The sequence below is a fragment of the Cellulosimicrobium marinum genome (assembly GCF_020551945.1).
Taxonomy (GTDB): domain Bacteria; phylum Actinomycetota; class Actinomycetes; order Actinomycetales; family Cellulomonadaceae; genus Cellulosimicrobium; species Cellulosimicrobium marinum.
Map to the genome: position 1 here is coordinate 429929 of NZ_JAJBZH010000001.1, position 15222 is coordinate 445150.

Consider the following 15222-nt stretch of genomic DNA (forward strand, 5'->3'; position numbering starts at 1 on the left):
GAGGACCGTGGTTACTTGAGGATCGGGCGGCGCCCGAAGGCCAGGTGGAACACCAGGCCGAGGAGGCGGTCCGCGAGGAACCCCGCCAGACCGATGACGATCATCCCGACGACGATCAGGTCGGTGCGGGACTGGTCGCGGGCCTGCGTGATCATCGCGCCCAGGCCGGTGCTGATGCCGACCGTCTCCCCGACGACGAGGATCACCCAGGCCAGGCCCATGGCGATCCGCATGCCGCCGACGATGCTGGGCGTCGCCGCCGGGATGACGACCTTGTAGAGCGCCTGGAACGGGGGCGTGCCGAGCATGGCGGCCGCCTCGAGGAGACGTCCGGGCACCTGGCGCACGCCGCTGATCGTGTTGAGCAGGATCGGGAACACCGCGGCGAGGAACACGAGGAACACCGTCGACCGGTCCCCGAACCCGATGATCAGCAGGGTCAGGGGGGCCCACGCCGTGACCGGGATCGGCCGCACGACGTTCACGGTCGGCTCGAGCATGCGGAACGCCAGCCGGGACCGACCCATGACCACGCCGAGCGGGACCGCGACGACGACCGCCAGCGCGAACCCCTGGAGCACCCGCACCGTGGAGGCCCACAGGTGCACCCAGAGCGTCCCGCTGAACGAGTCGTCGTACACGCCCCCGAACGCGACGTCGACGAGCCGGCGCCCGACCTCCACGGGCGTGGGCAGGAACGCCATCTTGATGTCGAACGGCAGGGTCCACCCGCCCTGCACCCCGAGGTGCCACAGGATCAGGATCAGGATCGGCACCGGCAGGCCGAGCAGCCAGCCGGCCCGGGCGGAGGGGCGACGTCGGCGGCGCGGCCCGGTGCTCGTCCGCCGGCCGGCGTCACCCTCGGTGCCGGCGGTCGCCGGGGCGGCGGCTCGTGTCGTGGTCGTCATGGCGTCCTCCCTGGACAGCGCGGTGGGTCAGCCGACCGTGACCGCGTCGGTGAACGTGGTGTCGGTGAGGGCTGCGGGGTCGGCGGGCGCGCCGAGCTGGTCGAACGCCACCATCTCGTCGTTCATCGCCTCGAGCGTCGCCTGGTACGCGGCGTCGATCTCCCAGCGGGGCCAGATGTTCTCGATCGCGGTCCGCACGACCGCCTCGTCCAGGCCGAACTCCTCGACCAGGCCGGACGCCCAGGCGTCCGGGTCGGCGAGCAGGTGCTCCGTCGCGGCGGCGTGCGTGTCGACGACCTGCTGCACGAGGTCCGGGTTCTCCTCGACGAGCGCCCCCGTGGTGGCGAGGACGATGTTCGTGCGGCCGATCCCGGTCTCGTAGGGCGACATCAGCTCGTGCGCGCCCGCCTCGATGGCGACCGACGGCCCGATCTCCGCGGAGATGAACGCGTCGATCTGCCCCGACCCGTACGCGTTCGCCATCTCCGCGAACGGCAGGTTGACCAGCTCCACGTCCGTGGCCGGGTCGATCCCCGCCGCGTCGAGCGTCTGCTTGAGGAGGATCTCCTGCGTCGCGCCCATCGGGTATCCGACCTTCTTGCCGACGAGGTCCTCGGGCGTCTCGACGCCCTCCGAGGCGACGATGCGCGTGCCGCCGTCGGCGGACGAGGCGACGACGGTGACGTCCTGGCCCTGCGAGATCCCCGAGAGCACCGACGAGGCGCCCGTCACCCCGAAGTCGACCGACCCGGAGACGACCGCGTTCTTGATGTCGGTGGAGGAGTCGAACAGGACGACCTCGAACTCCAGCCCCTCGGGCGCGAAGGACTCGTAGAGGAACGGGGTGAACAGGTGCGGCTGCGCGCGCAGCGTGCCGACGGTGACGGTGCCGTCCTCCGCGCTCTCGGCGGACCCGGTGGAGCAGGCGGAGAGGCTGAGGACCAGCGCGCCGGCGGCGCCGAGGGCAAGAGCGTGCTTCTTCAGGGGCATCGGATCTCCTCGTGGGTGGTGCTGGGGTGGTCAGACGGACGCGGCGAGGGGTCGGGCGTGCCGATACCCCCGCCAGCCGCCCAGGTGGGTGATGTCGGGCTCGGTCCCGGACGGTGCGGCGACGAAGCCGACGACGGTCGACCCGTCGGCGAGCTCGACGGGCCCGAGGGCCAGCGGCGCGGCGACGCTCGTGAGCAGTCCCGCCAGGCCCTGCGGCGAGAGGCGCCAGAGCTCGCCGGGGATCGAGGCGCCCGGCTCGCCCCGCACCACGGCGGGGCGCTCCACGTCCCCCTCGACGAGCAGCATCCGGAACGTCCGGGCGGTGGCGACGTCGCGGACGTAGCGCCCGCCGAGCGCCTCGAGCTGCACGTTGAGCGGCTCGCCCCGCAGGTGGGCGCCGAACACCGCGACGTCGGTCCCGGGCGCGCCGAGCAGCGCGGGAACGCTCTCGCCGAGGAAGCGGGCGGCGAGGTCCACGGCCACCTGGTCGTGGAACGCCGGCACGACGAAGGTCACGCCGAACAGCCCCTCGCCGTCGACCCGGCCCGCCGGGACGGCGACCGCGGCCATGTCCATGAGGTTGACGAAGTTCGTGAAGGTCCCGATCGTCGAGTTCAGCCCGATCGGGTCGGCGGCGACCTGCTCGTGCGTCGGGTGGACGGGCGCCGTCGGGACCACCAGGGCGTGCGTGCCCCGCAGCGCCGCACGCGCCTGCGCCGTGAGGGTGCGCAGCCGCTGCTGGTCCGCGACCACCCGGACCCCCGGGACCGCGGCGGCCGCCGCCGCGATGGCGGCGACCGACGGGTCCGCGTCGTCGGGGTGCTCGGCGAGGAAGTCGCCGTACGACCAGGCGCGCTCCGCGACCAGCCCGCCGTCGTACAGGAGCCGCCCGGCCTCGAGGAACGGCGTGAGGTCGACCGTGCGCAGCGTGGCGCCCTGGGCCTCGACGCGGGCCACCGCGGCGTCGAACGCGGCACGGGCCCCCGGCGGCAGGACGGCGAGGTCCTCGTCCCGGGGGACGGCCACGACCGGGCGCCGCGGGACGCCCTGCGGCGCGTCGGCGGGCCACGCGCGCGAGCCCGGGTCGTCGGCCGACGGCCCGACCGCGACCGCGAGCACGCGCGCCCCCGAGACGACGTCCTGGGCGAACACCGAGACCGTGTCGTAGGAGGGGCACGCCGGGACCACGCCGTCCTTGGCGACCAGCCCGAGCGTCGGCTTGAGCCCCACCACCCCGTTGAACGCCGCGGGGACGCGCCCCGACCCGGCGGTGTCCGTGCCGAGCGCGAAGTCGACGAGCCCGAGCCCCACGGCCGCCCCCGAGCCCGAGCTCGACCCGCCGGCCACCCGACCCGGGTCGACCGCGCTGCTCACGGCCCCGTACGGGCTGCGGGTCCCGACCAGCCCGGTGGCGAGCTGGTCGAGGTTCGTCTTCCCGACGAGCACCGCCCCCGCGTCCGTGAGCCGCGTGACGGCGCTCGCGGTGCGCGACGGGACGGTCGCGAACGCGGGGTGCGCGGCCGTCGTCGGCATCCCGGCGACGTCGATGTTGTCCTTGACGGCGAACACGAGCCCCGCGAGGGGCAGCGGCTCGCCCGCGCGCAGGCGCGCCCGGACGGCGCGTGCGTCGGCGACGGCGTCGTCCTCGGGGCGCAGCCCGATCCAGACGTGACGGGCCGCGGTGCTTCCGATGCGGGCGTAGGCGGCCCGCACCGCCTCCACCGGGTCGGTGTGGCTCATTCGATCTCCTCTGCGATCAAGGGGCGAGCTGGGTCAGGTGCATGGCGTGCGCGGCGCGGGCCTGGACGATCGACTGCGACTGGCCCACGTGCTTCTTGAGGACGTCGCGCGCCTGGCGCAGGCGGCCCGCGAGGACGAGCTCGGCGATCTCCATGTGCTCGGTGATCGTGGCGTCCACGCGGTCCTGGGTGAGGTAGTCGTGCATGCGCATCGGCCGGATCCGCCGGTTGACGCGGTCGAGCGCCTGGACGAGCTCGACGTTGCCCGCGGAGGCCAGCAGCACCGTGTGGAACTGCTCGTCGGCGACGACGAACCCGGCGTCCGGCGTGAGACCCGCACCGGCACGCTCCTGCCAGAGCCCGAGCTCCGCCTCGATGCGCCGGGTGTCGTGCCGGACCGTGGGGTCCTCGATGGCCCGTTCGATGCCGTGGGACTCCAGGAGGACCCGCAGCTCGTACAGCTCCGTGAACTCGGTCAGCGTCGGCGTGTACCGGTAGAGCCCGCCGTCGCGCTTGACCAGCAGGCCGTCGGCCTCCAGGCGTGCCAGGGCGTCCCGCGCGGGCGTCCGGGAGACGTCGAACCGCCGCGCGACGCTCTCCTCCGTGTAGCGGAGGAACGGCGAGACGGCCTGGGAGAGCAGCTCGTCCCGGAGGTCCTCGTAGACCCGCACCCGGGCCTTGCGCCGCGGCTCACCAGGCGTCTCGAGCTCCGCCGGCGTCGTTGTATCCATAGTTGGACAGCGTTCTGTATCCACCGTTTCCGGGGTGTTGCGCAGCGTTTCCCCGCGGTGACTTCCGGGCGCCCCCGGTGAAGTTCTCGTGACACGCGGCCCGCGTCCCGGTCCGTGGACCGCGCGGGCCCGACGGCGCGGTGTTCCGCGATGTCAGCGCGTGCGTCGCGTGCTCGACGCCCGCACGACGAGCTCCGGGCGGAAGACCACCTGCTCGGGGGCGGCGTCGCGCCCGCGCAGGAGCAGGTCGGCAGCGGTCTCGCCGAGCCGGTGCGTCGGCTGACGGACCGACGTGAGGGGAGTGGCGAGCTCGGCGGCGAACGCGACGTCGTCGTACCCGACGACGCAGACCTCGTCCGGTACGGCGACGCCCTCGCGGCGCAGGGTGCGCAGCACCCCGAGCGCGACGAGGTCGTTCACGCAGAACAGTGCCGTGGGCCGGTCGTCGCGCGCCAGCAGCGTGCGCGTCGCGGCCTCCCCGCCGTCGGCGTTGAGCGCGTCGAGGGTGATCTCCTCGAGGTGGTCCGCAGGGTCGAGCCCGGCGTCGGCGAGCGCCTGCTCGACGCCGCGCAGACGGTCCGCGCACTGCCGGATCGTGTGGGGGCCGTTGAGGAACGCGAGGCGCGTGCGGCCCTCGGCGAGCAGGTGCCGCGCCGCGAGCGCGCCGCCGAGGCGGTCGTCGACCGCGACGGAGGACAGGTCGGGCGTCGGGGCGGGCCGGTCGAGGAGGACGACGCCGACGCCGCGCTCCCGGAGTGCGAGCAGGTGGTCGACCCGGTCCGTCGCGGGCACGACGAGGACGCCCTGGACCCCGTGCTCCTCGAACAGCCGCAGGTAGCGCGACTCGCGCTCGGCGTCCTCCTCGGAGCTCGCGACCATGAGCGTGTAGTCGTCGCGTGCGAGCCGGTCCTCGATGCCGCGCGCGACGTCGGTGAAGAAGGGGTTGGCGATGTCGAGCAGGACCGCGCCGACCGTGGTGATCGTGCCCGCCCGCAGCTGGCGCGCCGACCCGTTGGGGACGAACGCGAGCTCGGCGATCGCGGCGAGCACGCGCTCGCGCGTCGCCGGGGAGACGCGCTCGGGCCGGTTGAGCACGTTCGACACCGTGCCGACCGACACCCGGGCGTGCCGCGCGACGTCGTTCACCGACGCCCGACGGCGCGTGCTCCCCGTGGTCATGGGTCCTCCGTCCCGTGGTCCGTGGGCGCCGCTCGCCCGAGGGACATCCTCGCGCACCGCGGGCGCAGGGACGCCCCCAGGACCGTCTCGGCTAGAGTGATGAACCGATTCATCATGGCGTCGTGCCGGGCGCCGCACCGGAGGTCGTCGATGCCCCACCGTCCCGCCCGCGTGTGCTTCACGTCGCAGGTGCGTCCCGAACGTCTCGCGGAGTACCGCGAGGTCCACGCCGCCGTGTGGCCCGAGATGCTCGAGGCGCTGCGCGACTCCGGCTGGCGCGACTACCACCTGTTCCTGCGTCCCGACGGGCTGCTCGTCGGGTTCCTCGAGACCGACGACTACGCTGCCGCGCAGGACGCGATGGCCCGCACGGAGGTCAACGCGCGCTGGCAGGCGGCGATGGGCGACTTCTTCGTCGCGGACGGGAACCCGGACGAGGGCTTCACGCTGCTCGACGAGGTGTTCCACCTGGAGGGCCAGCTCGCACGAGCGGGTCTCCCGACGGCCTGACGCGTCCCGCCGCCGCTGCTACGGTCGGGCCCATGCCGACGCACCCGCGCGTCCTCGTGCTCGCCGGTCGCGGGCGTTACGCGGACCCGTGGCACGACCACGCCGCGACGTCCCACGTCGTCGCGGGGCTCCTCGCGGACCAGGGCCTCGACGTGCACGTCCGCGGGACGTTCCGCGACGCGTTCGCGGACCTTCGCGCGTTCGACCTCGTCGTCGTCAACGCCGGCCGCGGCCGGACGGACGCGACCTTTGACGGCGACGACGCCGACTGGGCGCCCGCGCACGACGCCGTCCGCGACGCCGCGGCCGCGGGCGTCGCCCTGCTCGGGCTGCACCAGGCGGCGAACACGTTCGCGGACAGCCCGCACTGGGCGACGCTCCTCGGCGGCCGCTGGGTCCCCGGGACGTCGTGGCACCCGCCGCAGGACGTCGCACGGTTCTCCCCGGCGGGGGACCACGACGTCGTGCGCGGCCTCGGCGACGTGGTGGCCGACGACGAGCGGTACCGCGACCTCGTCGTCGCACCGGGGTCGCGGGTGCTGCTCACGGCGCGCCACGACGACGCGGACCAGCCCGTGGCGTGGGTCAGCGGGGGTGCGCGTGCGGTCTACGACGGGCTCGGCCACGACGTCGGGTCGTACGCCTCGCCGTCGCGGTGCGAGCTCCTGCGGCGCGAGGTCGGCTGGTTGCTCGGGCGGTGACGGGTTCGCCGACCCGGCCGCCGATCGGGTCCGCCGATCGTGCGGTCCGTCGAGGTGTCCTACGGTCGTGGGGTCCGCTCGTCCCGTCGTGAGAGGAACCGTCGTGTCCCGACCCCCGCTGCCGCCCCGCGCCGTCGAGCTCCTGCGCCTGCCCAACGCCGCCGTCATGGCGACGCTGCGCGCGGACGGCACCCCCGTCACCGCCGCGACCTGGTACCTGTGGGAGGACGACGGCCACGTCCTGGTGAACCTCGACGGGACGCGGGTGCGCCTCGGTCACCTGCGGGGCGACCCGCGCACGTCCCTCACGGTGCTCGCGGAGGACTGGTACACGCACGTGACGCTGATCGGGCGCGTCGTCGAGCTGCGCGACGACGAGGGTCTCGCGGACATCGACCGGATCTCCACGCACTACACGGGCCGTCCGTACCCGAACCGGACCGCGCCGCGCGTGAGCGCCCGGATCGAGGTCGAGCGCTGGCACGGGTGGGGCGAGACCCGGGACGCCTGACCCGGGCCGCGACGGCGGCTTGACCGCTCCCGACCGTTCCGCGTACCGTCACGGCCACGTGAATGAAACGATTCATTCACGCCGAGCAGGACTGCCCCGGGAGCCGTCCCGGGTCGAGGACGCGCGACGCCGCGCGGAGGAGGACGAGCATGACCGACCGCACCGAGGCGGCGCGCGCCGCACTGGCGCAGCAGACGATCGAGCTGCCCTCGTGGGCGTTCGGCAACTCGGGCACGCGCTTCAAGGTGTTCGCCCAGCCGGGCGTGCCGCGCGACCCGTACGAGAAGATCGCGGACGCCGCGCAGGTCCACCGGCACACCGGGGTCGCGCCGCGCGTCTCGCTCCACATCCCGTGGGACCTCGTCGACGACTACGCGGACCTCGCGCGGCACGCGGCCGAGCATGGCGTGCAGATCGGCACGATCAACTCGAACCTGTTCCAGGACGACGACTACAAGCTGGGCTCGCTCACGCACGCCGACCCGGTCGTCCGCAAGAAGGCCGTCGACCACCACCTGCAGTGCCTCGACGTCATGGCGGCGACCGGCTCGCGCGACCTCAAGCTGTGGCTCCCGGACGGCATCAACTACCCCGGGCAGGACGCGCTGCGCGCCCGCCAGGACCGGCTCGCCGACTCGCTCGCCGAGATCTACGCGGCCCTCACCGCCGCGCACCCCCAGAACCGACTCGTCCTCGAGTACAAGTTCTTCGAGCCCGCGTTCTACGCCACCGACGTCCCGGACTGGGGCACCTCGCTGCTGCACTGCCTCGCCCTGGGCGAGCGCGCGCTCGTCGTGCTCGACACGGGCCACCACGCGCCCGGCACGAACATCGAGTTCATCGTTATGCAGCTCCTGCGCCAGGGGCGGCTCGGCGCGTTCGACTTCAACTCGCGCTTCTACGCCGACGACGACCTCATGGCCGGTGCCGCCGACCCGTTCCAGCTCTTCCGGATCATGCACGAGATCGTCCAGGCCGGGGCGCTCGCCCCGGACTCCGGCGTGAACTTCATGCTCGACCAGTGCCACAACGTCGAGGCGAAGATCCCCGGCCAGATCCGGTCCGTGATGAACGTCCAGGAGGCGACCGCGAAGGCCCTGCTCGTCGACACGGACGCGCTCGACGCCGCCCAGGTCGCGGGGGACGTGCTCGCCGCGCACGGCGTGCTCATGGACGCCTACAGCACCGACGTGCGCCCGCTCCTCGCGGACCTGCGCGTCGCCCAGGGCCTCGCGCCCGACCCGATGGCCGCGTTCGCGGCGTCGGGCTACACCGAGACGATCGTGGCCGAGCGCGTGGGTGGCGCCCAGGCCGGATGGGGAGCCTGAGATGACCAGCACCACCACCGGCGCGAGCCGGCCCGCCGCGGGTGGCGGGCGGCAGCACGCCACCGAGGCCGTCGCCGACCTCGTCGCACGGTCCAACCGCCTCGGCGCGGACCCGCGCGTGACGAACTACGCGGGCGGCAACACGTCCGCGAAGGGCACGGCGACGGACCCGGTGACGGGCGAGGACGTCGAGCTCCTGTGGGTCAAGGGCTCGGGCGGCGACCTCGGCACGCTCACCGAGAAGAACCTCGCGGTGCTGCGCCTCGACCGCCTGCGCGCGCTGACCGGCGTGTACCCGGGCGTCGAGCGCGAGGACGAGATGGTCGCGGCGTTCGACTACTGCCTGCACGGCACGGGCGGCGCCGCGCCGTCGATCGACACGGCCATGCACGGCCTGGTCGACGCCGCGCACGTCGACCACCTGCACCCTGACGCCGGCATCGCGCTCGCCACGGCCGTCGACGGCGAGGCGCTGACGCGCGAGGTGTTCGGCGACGAGGTCGTGTGGGTGCCGTGGCGCCGTCCCGGCTTCCAGCTGGGTCTGGACATCGCCGCGATCAAGGAGGCCAACCCGCAGGCGATCGGCTGCGTCCTCGGCGGGCACGGCATCACCGCGTGGGGTGACACGTCGGCCGAGGCCGAGGAGCGCTCGCTGCGCATCGTCCGCACGGCGGAGGAGTTCGTCGCGCGCCGGACGGCGGAGCTCGCCGAGCGCGGGGAGCACCCGTTCGGCGCCGTGCGGCCGGGCTACGAGGCCCTGCCGGAGGCCGAGCGCCGCGCCAAGGCCGCCGCGCTCGCGCCGACGATCCGCGGCCTGGCGTCGACCGATGCCCCGCAGGTCGGGCACCTCACCGACTCCGACGTCGTGCTCGACTTCCTGGCCCGCCAGAAGCTCGCCCCGCTCGCGGCGCTCGGCACGAGCTGCCCCGACCACTTCCTGCGCACCAAGGTGAGCCCGCTCGTCGTCGACGTCCCCGCCGACGCGTCGGTCGAGGAGACCGTCGCGGCGCTGCGCGAGGCGCACGCCGCGTACCGCGAGGAGTACCGCGCGTACTACGACCGCCACGCCACGCCGGACAGCCCCGCGATCCGCGGCGCCGACCCGGCGGTCGTGCTCGTCCCGGGCGTGGGCATGTTCTCCTTCGGCAGGAACAAGCAGACGGCGCGCGTCGCGGGCGAGTTCTACGTCAACGCGATCAACGTCATGCGCGGCGCCGAGGCGATCAGCACGTACGCGCCCATCGAGGAGTCCGAGAAGTTCCGCATCGAGTACTGGGCGCTCGAGGAGGCCAAGCTCCGGCGGATGCCGAAGCCGAGGACGCTGGCGACGCGCGTCGCGCTCGTCACCGGCGGCGGGTCGGGCATCGGCAAGGCGATCGCCGAGCGGCTCGTGGCCGAGGGGGCGTGCGTCGTCGTCGCGGACCGCAACCTCGACGGCGCGCGGGAGGTCGCGGACTCGCTCGGCGGGCCCGACGTCGCGGTCGCCGTCGGCGGCGACGTCACCTCCGCGCGCGACGTCGCCGCCATGGTCGACGCCGCGGCGCTCGCGTTCGGCGGGGTCGACCTCGTCGTGAACAACGCCGGCCTGTCGATCTCCAAGCCGCTGCTCGAGACCACCGAGGCGGACTGGGACCTCCAGCACGACGTCATGGCCAAGGGGTCGTTCCTCGTCGCCCGCGAGGCCGCGCGCGCGATGATCGCGCAGGGCATGGGCGGCGACATCGTCTACATCGCGTCCAAGAACGCCGTCTTCGCGGGCCCGAACAACGTCGCCTACTCCGCGACGAAGGCGGACCAGGCGCACCAGGTGCGGCTCCTCGCGGCCGAACTCGGCGAGCACCAGATCCGCGTCAACGGGGTGAACCCCGACGGGGTCGTGCGCGGCTCGGGCATCTTCGCCGCGGGGTGGGGCGCGCAGCGCGCCGCCGTCTACGGCGTCGAGGAGAAGGACCTCGGCGCGTTCTACGCCCAGCGCACGCTCCTCAAGCGCGAGGTGCTCCCGGAGCACGTCGCCGCCGCGGTGCTCGCGCTCACGGGCCCGGACCTCGCCCAGACCACCGGCCTGCACGTCCCCGTGGACTCGGGCGTCGCCGCGGCGTTCCTGCGATGAGGCGCCGGTCCGGCGCCGTCGCGGCGGTCGACCTCGGCGCGACGAGTGGCCGCGTGATCGTCGGCCACCTCGACGGGCCGGACCTGCGCCTGCGGCACGTCGCGCGGTTCCCCAACGAGCCGGTGCGCACGCGCGACGGGCTGCACTGGGACCTGCTCGGGCTCTACCGGAGCGTGCTCGACGGGCTCGCGGCGGCCGAGCGGGAGGACCCCGGCGCGATCGGGAGCGTCGGGATCGACTCGTGGGCGGTGGACTACGGCCTGCTGCGCGACGGGCGCCTGCTCGGCCTGCCGTACCACTACCGGGACGACCGCACGGCGGCCGGGGTCGAGCGCGTGCACGCCCGGGTCGACCCGGCCGCGCTGTACGCCCGCAACGGGCTGCAGCACCTGCCCTTCACCACCCTCTTCCAGCTCGCGACCGAGGGCCCGCTGCTCGACGTCGCGGACCGCGTCCTGCTCGTCCCGGACCTTCTCGCCCACTGGCTCACGGGCGCCGAGGTCGCCGAGCGGACGAACGCGTCGACCACGGGCCTGCTCGACCCCCGTACGGGGGAGTGGGACCGCGAGCTCGTCCGCCGCGTCGGTCTGCCGGAGCGGATCCTGCCCCCGCTCGTCGACCCGGGAGCGGACCTCGGTCGGCTCACGCCCGACGTCGCGGCGCTCGTCGGCCGGGACGTGCCGCTCGTCGCGGTGGGGTCCCACGACACGGCGTCCGCCGTCGTCGCGGTCCCGGCCGACGGCGACGACGTCGCCTTCGTCTCGTGCGGGACGTGGGGCCTCGTCGGCCTCGAGCTCGACGCCCCGGTCGTCGCCGAGCAGGCGCGCCTCGCCGGGTTCACCAACGAGGGCGGCGTCGACGGGCGCACGCGCTTCCTGCACAACGTCATGGGCCTGTGGCTGCTGTCGGAGTCGATCCGCACGTGGGACCGGGCGGCGACGGCCGCGCAGCGGTCGAGCACCCTCCAGGAGCTGCTCGGCGAGGCCGCGGCGGTCCGCGCCCCGGTGACCCTCTTCGACGTCGACGACCCCCGCTTCCTCGCGCCGGGCGACATCCCCGCGCGCATCGCGGACTGGTGCCGCGAGCACGACCGGCCGGTCCCCGGCACGCGCGGCGAGGTCGTCCGCAGCATCGTGGAGAGCCTCGCCCAGGCGTTCGCCGACGCGGTGCACGACGCCGCCCGGCTCGCCGGGCGGACCGTCTCGGCGATCCACGTGGTCGGGGGCGGGGCGCAGAACACCCTCCTGTGCCAGGCCACGGCCGACCGCGCGGGCCTCCCCGTCCTCGCCGGTCCCGTCGAGGCGACGGCGATCGGCAACGTGCTGGTCCAGGCGCGCGCCGCCGGTCTCGTCACCGGCGGGCTCAAGGACCTGCGCGCCGTCGTCCGCGCGACCACCGCACCGACCCGCTACGCGCCGCGTCCCACGACGTTCAGCGCGCCCAGGGCACGCCGAGCTCGGTGAACGTGCGACCGGTACGCGCGGCCTCCTCGCACCAGCGCGCGACGTCGTCCACGACGGGGTGGCGCTCGTCGCCCTCGCCGAGCCAGGTGACGCCCTGCGTGATCGCGCGCGGCGGCGCCGCGGTGCGCACGGCCTCCAGCACCCGCATGAACGCGCCCGTGTCGCGCACGTCGCTCAGGAGGCGGCGACCGGGGGAGCGGCGGACGGCGAGGAGGTCCTCCAGGAGGTTCGTGCGGTCGTAGCTCTTCTCCACCTGGAGGCGCGGTGTGCGCAGCAGCACGCGGTCGTGCTCGTACTCGAGCACGATCTCGCCCGCGGTGCCGAGCACGAGCACCTGCGCGGGCGGGCGGTGCGGCGCGCAGAGCGTCAGCCCCGCGCCGAACCGGGTGCCGTCCGCGGTGACGACGCGCAGCGACGACGTGTCGTCCGCCTCGATCGGGTTGGCCCGGTGCAGGTCGACGACGACGTGCGCGACGTCCTGCGCGGTGCGGGCACCGCCCACGCGCAGCATCGTCGCGACCGCGTGGGCGAGGGGGTTCGTGACGACCCCGTCCACGACGTCGCGCCCGTCGAGGCGTCGCCGCCCCGCCCACGCGGCTCGCCCCCAGTAGCCCGCGGTGCGGACCCACGTGCCGACGGCGCCGTACCCGACCACGTCGCCGATCTCGCCGTCCTCGACGAGCTCGGTCACGGCGTCGACGGCGTGCGACCCGAACGACTGGAAGCCGACCTGGCAGAGCCGGCCGGTGCGCTCCGCCGCCTCGACGATCGCCGTGTGCTCGGCGAGGGACGCCGCGGTCGGCTTCTCCAGCAGCACGTCCAGCCCGGCCTCCATCGCCGCGCGCGCGAGCGGCAGGTGCGTGTGGATCGGCGTCGACAGCACCACGACCTCGGGGCGCACGTCCGGCTCCGGCGCGGAGAGCAGGTCGCCGAGCGTCGGGAACCAGGGCGCGGGCGCGTCGTCGGGCCGGCGCGGGTCGACCACGGCGCACAGCCGCGCGACCCCGCGCTCGACCAGACCCTGCACGGCCCGCACGTGCGACGCCCCGTGCCCGTGCACGCCGACGACGGCGACCGGCGTCGCGCTCATCGCACGCGCCCGGCGAGCTCCGCCGCCTCGTCCAGGTCGAGGGCGCGGTCGACGAGCACCGCGGCGGCGCCCGTGTCCACCGAGCTGCCCGCCGCGATCGTCAGCGGCGCGTCCCAGGCGAGCGCGGGCCCCGCGCCCGGGTACTCCGCGGCGCGCAGGAACCAGGGCCGCGGCACCCCGTGCTGGACGAGCACGAGCGTCGTGGCGTGGGTGGGGTGGTCCTGCACGAACGCGACCCACGGCGAGGAGCTGCCGTGGGCGGCGGCCTCGCCCGGGCCGCCCACGCTGAGGACGTGCGTCGCGGACGCCACGGGCAGCCGCCAGAAGAACCCGCCGTACCCGGCGCCGGGCCGACCGTTCGTGGCCGGGGAGCCGATGACGAGGGCGCCGCGCTCGGCGCGCAGGGTCGAGGTCCAGTCGAGGACCCAGGTCTCGTCGTCGAGCACGCGCGCGTCGAGGCGGCGCTGCTCCTCGAGCTGCGGCACGCCGTGCTCGTCGTGCCAGCGCACGGCGTCGTGCAGGAGGTGCTGCTCGACGGGGTCGACGAGGAGCGCGTGGCTCACCTGGCGGCCGTGGTTGGGCAGCAGGGTGGGGCCGACCTCCGCGACGAACGTGCGCCCGCCCCAGTACGACGTCCCGTTGACGTCGGGCACGGCCATCGACGCGCCGTAGTGGTGGCGGTGGTCCACCGGACCGGCGTCCGTGAGCGGCACGCCCGCGAGGGTGTGCACGGGGTGGAGGTGCGCGCGCGGCGCGTGCACCGGGGGGATGCGGTCGCCCTGCTGGTAGCGGGCGAGGCGCAGCTCGCCGTGCCGGAGGACGACGGCGTCGCCGTCGGGCGCCCAGCGCACGTCGCGACCCGCGCCGGGGGCGCCGGGGGCGGTCGCGGGCGCGGGGGCCTGCGGGCGCGGGACGGCACGGGCCTGCGCGACCTGGCGCGGGACGGGGCCCGTGCTCGCGCGGGGCTCGAGGCGGGGCTCGAACCGGGTGGCGCGCGAGGGGGTACCGGTGGCGTCGATCAACGCGGACAGCTCCTTCCAGGCGTGGCGGCCGAGCTCGGCCTGCGGCACGGCGACGGTGGTGAGGGAGGGGGTGGCGAAGCGGGCGAGGTCGATGTCGTCGAACCCGGCGACGGACATGTCCTTGGGGACGGCGACGCCCGCCTCGTTGAGACCGGCGAGCAGGCCGAACGCGACGAGGTCGTTGAAGGCGACGACCGCCGTCGGGCGCGCGGTGAGCACCTCGTCGACGATGCCGTGGCCGGAGGCGATGTCGGGCCCGGCGGGCAGGTCGACGATCTCGACGTCGGGGCGGCGGTCGAGCACCCGTCGCAGCCCCGCGCGGCGCAGGGCGTCGGACGCGCTCCCGGGCGGGCCGGCGAGGTAGACGATGCGGCGGTGCCCGAGCGCGACGAGGTGCTCGACGACCTGCTCGGCCGCGCGCGCGTAGTCGACGACGAGCGACGGGACGCCCGGGGCGTCGTCGAGCGCGCGGTTGACGAGGACGACGGGCGACGCGGTCGGCAGGAGGGCGGCGAGCTCGGCGTCGGGCATGCGGGGGGAGACGAGGACGAGCGCGTCGCAGCGCAGGCGTGCCTCCAGCGCGATGCCGGCCTCCTCGCTGGGGTCCTCGGCGGTGTCGGCGACGAGGACGCGGTAGCCCGCGGGCGCCGCGGCGCTCGTGACGCCTCGCAGGACCTGCTGGAACAGGGGGTTCCCGAGGTCGGGGACGACGAGCGCGACGGTGTTCGTGCGGCCGAGCGAGAGGCTGCGGGCGACGTTGGACGGCCGGTACTGCAGCGCCTGTGCGGTCTCGCGGACGCGCTGGCTGATCGCCTCGTCGACGGTCGCGCGGCCGTTCATCACGCGCGACACCGTCGCGCGGGACACCCCGGCCGCAGCCGCGACGTCGGCGATGGTGACGGCACTGCGCTGCTTCGCGTCCGGCATGTCGTCTCCTGGT

Annotated in this window: 13 protein-coding genes; 6 read left to right on the forward strand and 7 right to left on the reverse strand. The window is 74.9% G+C overall.

Translation table 11 applies throughout. The features are described 5' to 3' along the window. Window positions 1-11 precede the first annotated feature (11 nt). The 5 genes from LGQ04_RS01920 to LGQ04_RS01940 form a co-directional block, all read right to left on the reverse strand. Window positions 12-908: an ABC transporter permease gene (locus LGQ04_RS01920; protein WP_229241777.1), complete on the reverse strand. Its 897-nt coding sequence runs from the start codon at window positions 906-908 to the stop codon at window positions 12-14. 27 nt (window positions 909-935) lie between these two features. Next, the gene (locus LGQ04_RS01925) at window positions 936-1898 is read right to left on the reverse strand and encodes an ABC transporter substrate-binding protein (protein WP_229241778.1); all 963 of its coding nucleotides are present in this window, start codon (window positions 1896-1898) and stop codon (window positions 936-938) included. A gap of 30 nt (window positions 1899-1928) precedes the next feature. Beyond that, window positions 1929-3638: an allophanate hydrolase gene (atzF, locus tag LGQ04_RS01930; RefSeq protein ID WP_229241779.1), complete on the reverse strand. Its 1710-nt coding sequence runs from the start codon at window positions 3636-3638 to the stop codon at window positions 1929-1931. A gap of 16 nt (window positions 3639-3654) precedes the next feature. Beyond that, entirely contained in the window at window positions 3655-4368 is a 714-nt protein-coding gene (locus LGQ04_RS01935) for a GntR family transcriptional regulator (RefSeq protein WP_229241780.1), read from the reverse strand. Window positions 4369-4521: 153 nt separating this feature from the next. Next, window positions 4522-5547, reverse strand: a complete 1026-nt coding sequence (locus LGQ04_RS01940) for a LacI family DNA-binding transcriptional regulator (protein ID WP_229241781.1) — start codon at window positions 5545-5547, stop codon at window positions 4522-4524. A gap of 150 nt (window positions 5548-5697) precedes the next feature. Here LGQ04_RS01940 and LGQ04_RS01945 point away from each other — a divergent pair, with 150 nt between their 5' ends. The 6 genes from LGQ04_RS01945 to LGQ04_RS01970 all read left to right on the forward strand — a co-directional run bounded on the left by LGQ04_RS01945 (window position 5698) and on the right by LGQ04_RS01970 (window position 12170). Beyond that, a complete protein-coding gene (locus tag LGQ04_RS01945) occupies window positions 5698-6057 on the forward strand; it encodes an L-rhamnose mutarotase (protein WP_229241782.1) in 360 nt (119 codons plus the stop codon). 32 nt (window positions 6058-6089) lie between these two features. Beyond that, on the forward strand, window positions 6090-6758 hold the full coding sequence (locus LGQ04_RS01950; RefSeq protein ID WP_229241783.1) for a ThuA domain-containing protein: 669 nt from the start codon (window positions 6090-6092) through the stop codon (window positions 6756-6758). 103 nt (window positions 6759-6861) lie between these two features. Continuing rightward, the gene (locus LGQ04_RS01955; RefSeq protein WP_229241784.1) at window positions 6862-7269 is read left to right on the forward strand and encodes a TIGR03618 family F420-dependent PPOX class oxidoreductase; all 408 of its coding nucleotides are present in this window, start codon (window positions 6862-6864) and stop codon (window positions 7267-7269) included. Between the two features lie 149 nt (window positions 7270-7418). Next, window positions 7419-8597, forward strand: a complete 1179-nt coding sequence (rhaI, locus tag LGQ04_RS01960) for an L-rhamnose isomerase (RefSeq protein ID WP_229241785.1) — start codon at window positions 7419-7421, stop codon at window positions 8595-8597. Between the two features lies 1 nt (window position 8598). Continuing rightward, window positions 8599-10707, forward strand: coding sequence for a bifunctional aldolase/short-chain dehydrogenase (locus LGQ04_RS01965; RefSeq protein WP_229241786.1), 2109 nt, complete (start codon window positions 8599-8601; stop codon window positions 10705-10707). Continuing rightward, complete coding sequence (locus LGQ04_RS01970) at window positions 10704-12170, forward strand: rhamnulokinase (protein ID WP_229241787.1); 1467 nt, start codon at window positions 10704-10706, stop codon at window positions 12168-12170. The genes LGQ04_RS01965 and LGQ04_RS01970 overlap by 4 nt, the downstream gene beginning before the upstream one ends. On the opposite strand, the gene LGQ04_RS01975 is transcribed toward LGQ04_RS01970, so the two are convergent. After that, window positions 12139-13260 carry a Gfo/Idh/MocA family protein gene (locus LGQ04_RS01975; protein WP_229241788.1) on the reverse strand — a complete coding sequence of 374 codons (1122 nt, stop codon included), beginning with the start codon at window positions 13258-13260 and terminating at the stop codon, window positions 12139-12141. The genes LGQ04_RS01970 and LGQ04_RS01975 overlap by 32 nt on opposite strands. Beyond that, a complete protein-coding gene (locus tag LGQ04_RS01980) occupies window positions 13257-15209 on the reverse strand; it encodes a DUF6807 family protein (protein ID WP_229241789.1) in 1953 nt (650 codons plus the stop codon). The genes LGQ04_RS01975 and LGQ04_RS01980 overlap by 4 nt, the downstream gene beginning before the upstream one ends. Window positions 15210-15222: the final 13 nt, after the last annotated feature.

Bases quoted from the DNA above. Each gene is read 5' to 3' on its own strand.
- LGQ04_RS01920 (WP_229241777.1), bottom strand. From the start codon at position 908: ATGACGACCACGACACGAGCCGCCGCCCCGGCGACCGCCGGCACCGAG.
- LGQ04_RS01925 (WP_229241778.1), bottom strand. From the start codon at position 1,898: ATGCCCCTGAAGAAGCACGCTCTTGCCCTCGGCGCCGCCGGCGCGCTG.
- atzF (WP_229241779.1), bottom strand. From the start codon at position 3,638: ATGAGCCACACCGACCCGGTGGAGGCGGTGCGGGCCGCCTACGCCCGC.
- LGQ04_RS01935 (WP_229241780.1), bottom strand. From the start codon at position 4,368: ATGGATACAACGACGCCGGCGGAGCTCGAGACGCCTGGTGAGCCGCGG.
- LGQ04_RS01940 (WP_229241781.1), bottom strand. From the start codon at position 5,547: ATGACCACGGGGAGCACGCGCCGTCGGGCGTCGGTGAACGACGTCGCG.
- LGQ04_RS01945 (WP_229241782.1), top strand. From the start codon at position 5,698: ATGCCCCACCGTCCCGCCCGCGTGTGCTTCACGTCGCAGGTGCGTCCC.
- LGQ04_RS01950 (WP_229241783.1), top strand. From the start codon at position 6,090: ATGCCGACGCACCCGCGCGTCCTCGTGCTCGCCGGTCGCGGGCGTTAC.
- rhaI (WP_229241785.1), top strand. From the start codon at position 7,419: ATGACCGACCGCACCGAGGCGGCGCGCGCCGCACTGGCGCAGCAGACG.
- LGQ04_RS01965 (WP_229241786.1), top strand. From the start codon at position 8,599: ATGACCAGCACCACCACCGGCGCGAGCCGGCCCGCCGCGGGTGGCGGG.
- LGQ04_RS01970 (WP_229241787.1), top strand. From the start codon at position 10,704: ATGAGGCGCCGGTCCGGCGCCGTCGCGGCGGTCGACCTCGGCGCGACG.
- LGQ04_RS01975 (WP_229241788.1), bottom strand. From the start codon at position 13,260: ATGAGCGCGACGCCGGTCGCCGTCGTCGGCGTGCACGGGCACGGGGCG.
- LGQ04_RS01980 (WP_229241789.1), bottom strand. From the start codon at position 15,209: ATGCCGGACGCGAAGCAGCGCAGTGCCGTCACCATCGCCGACGTCGCG.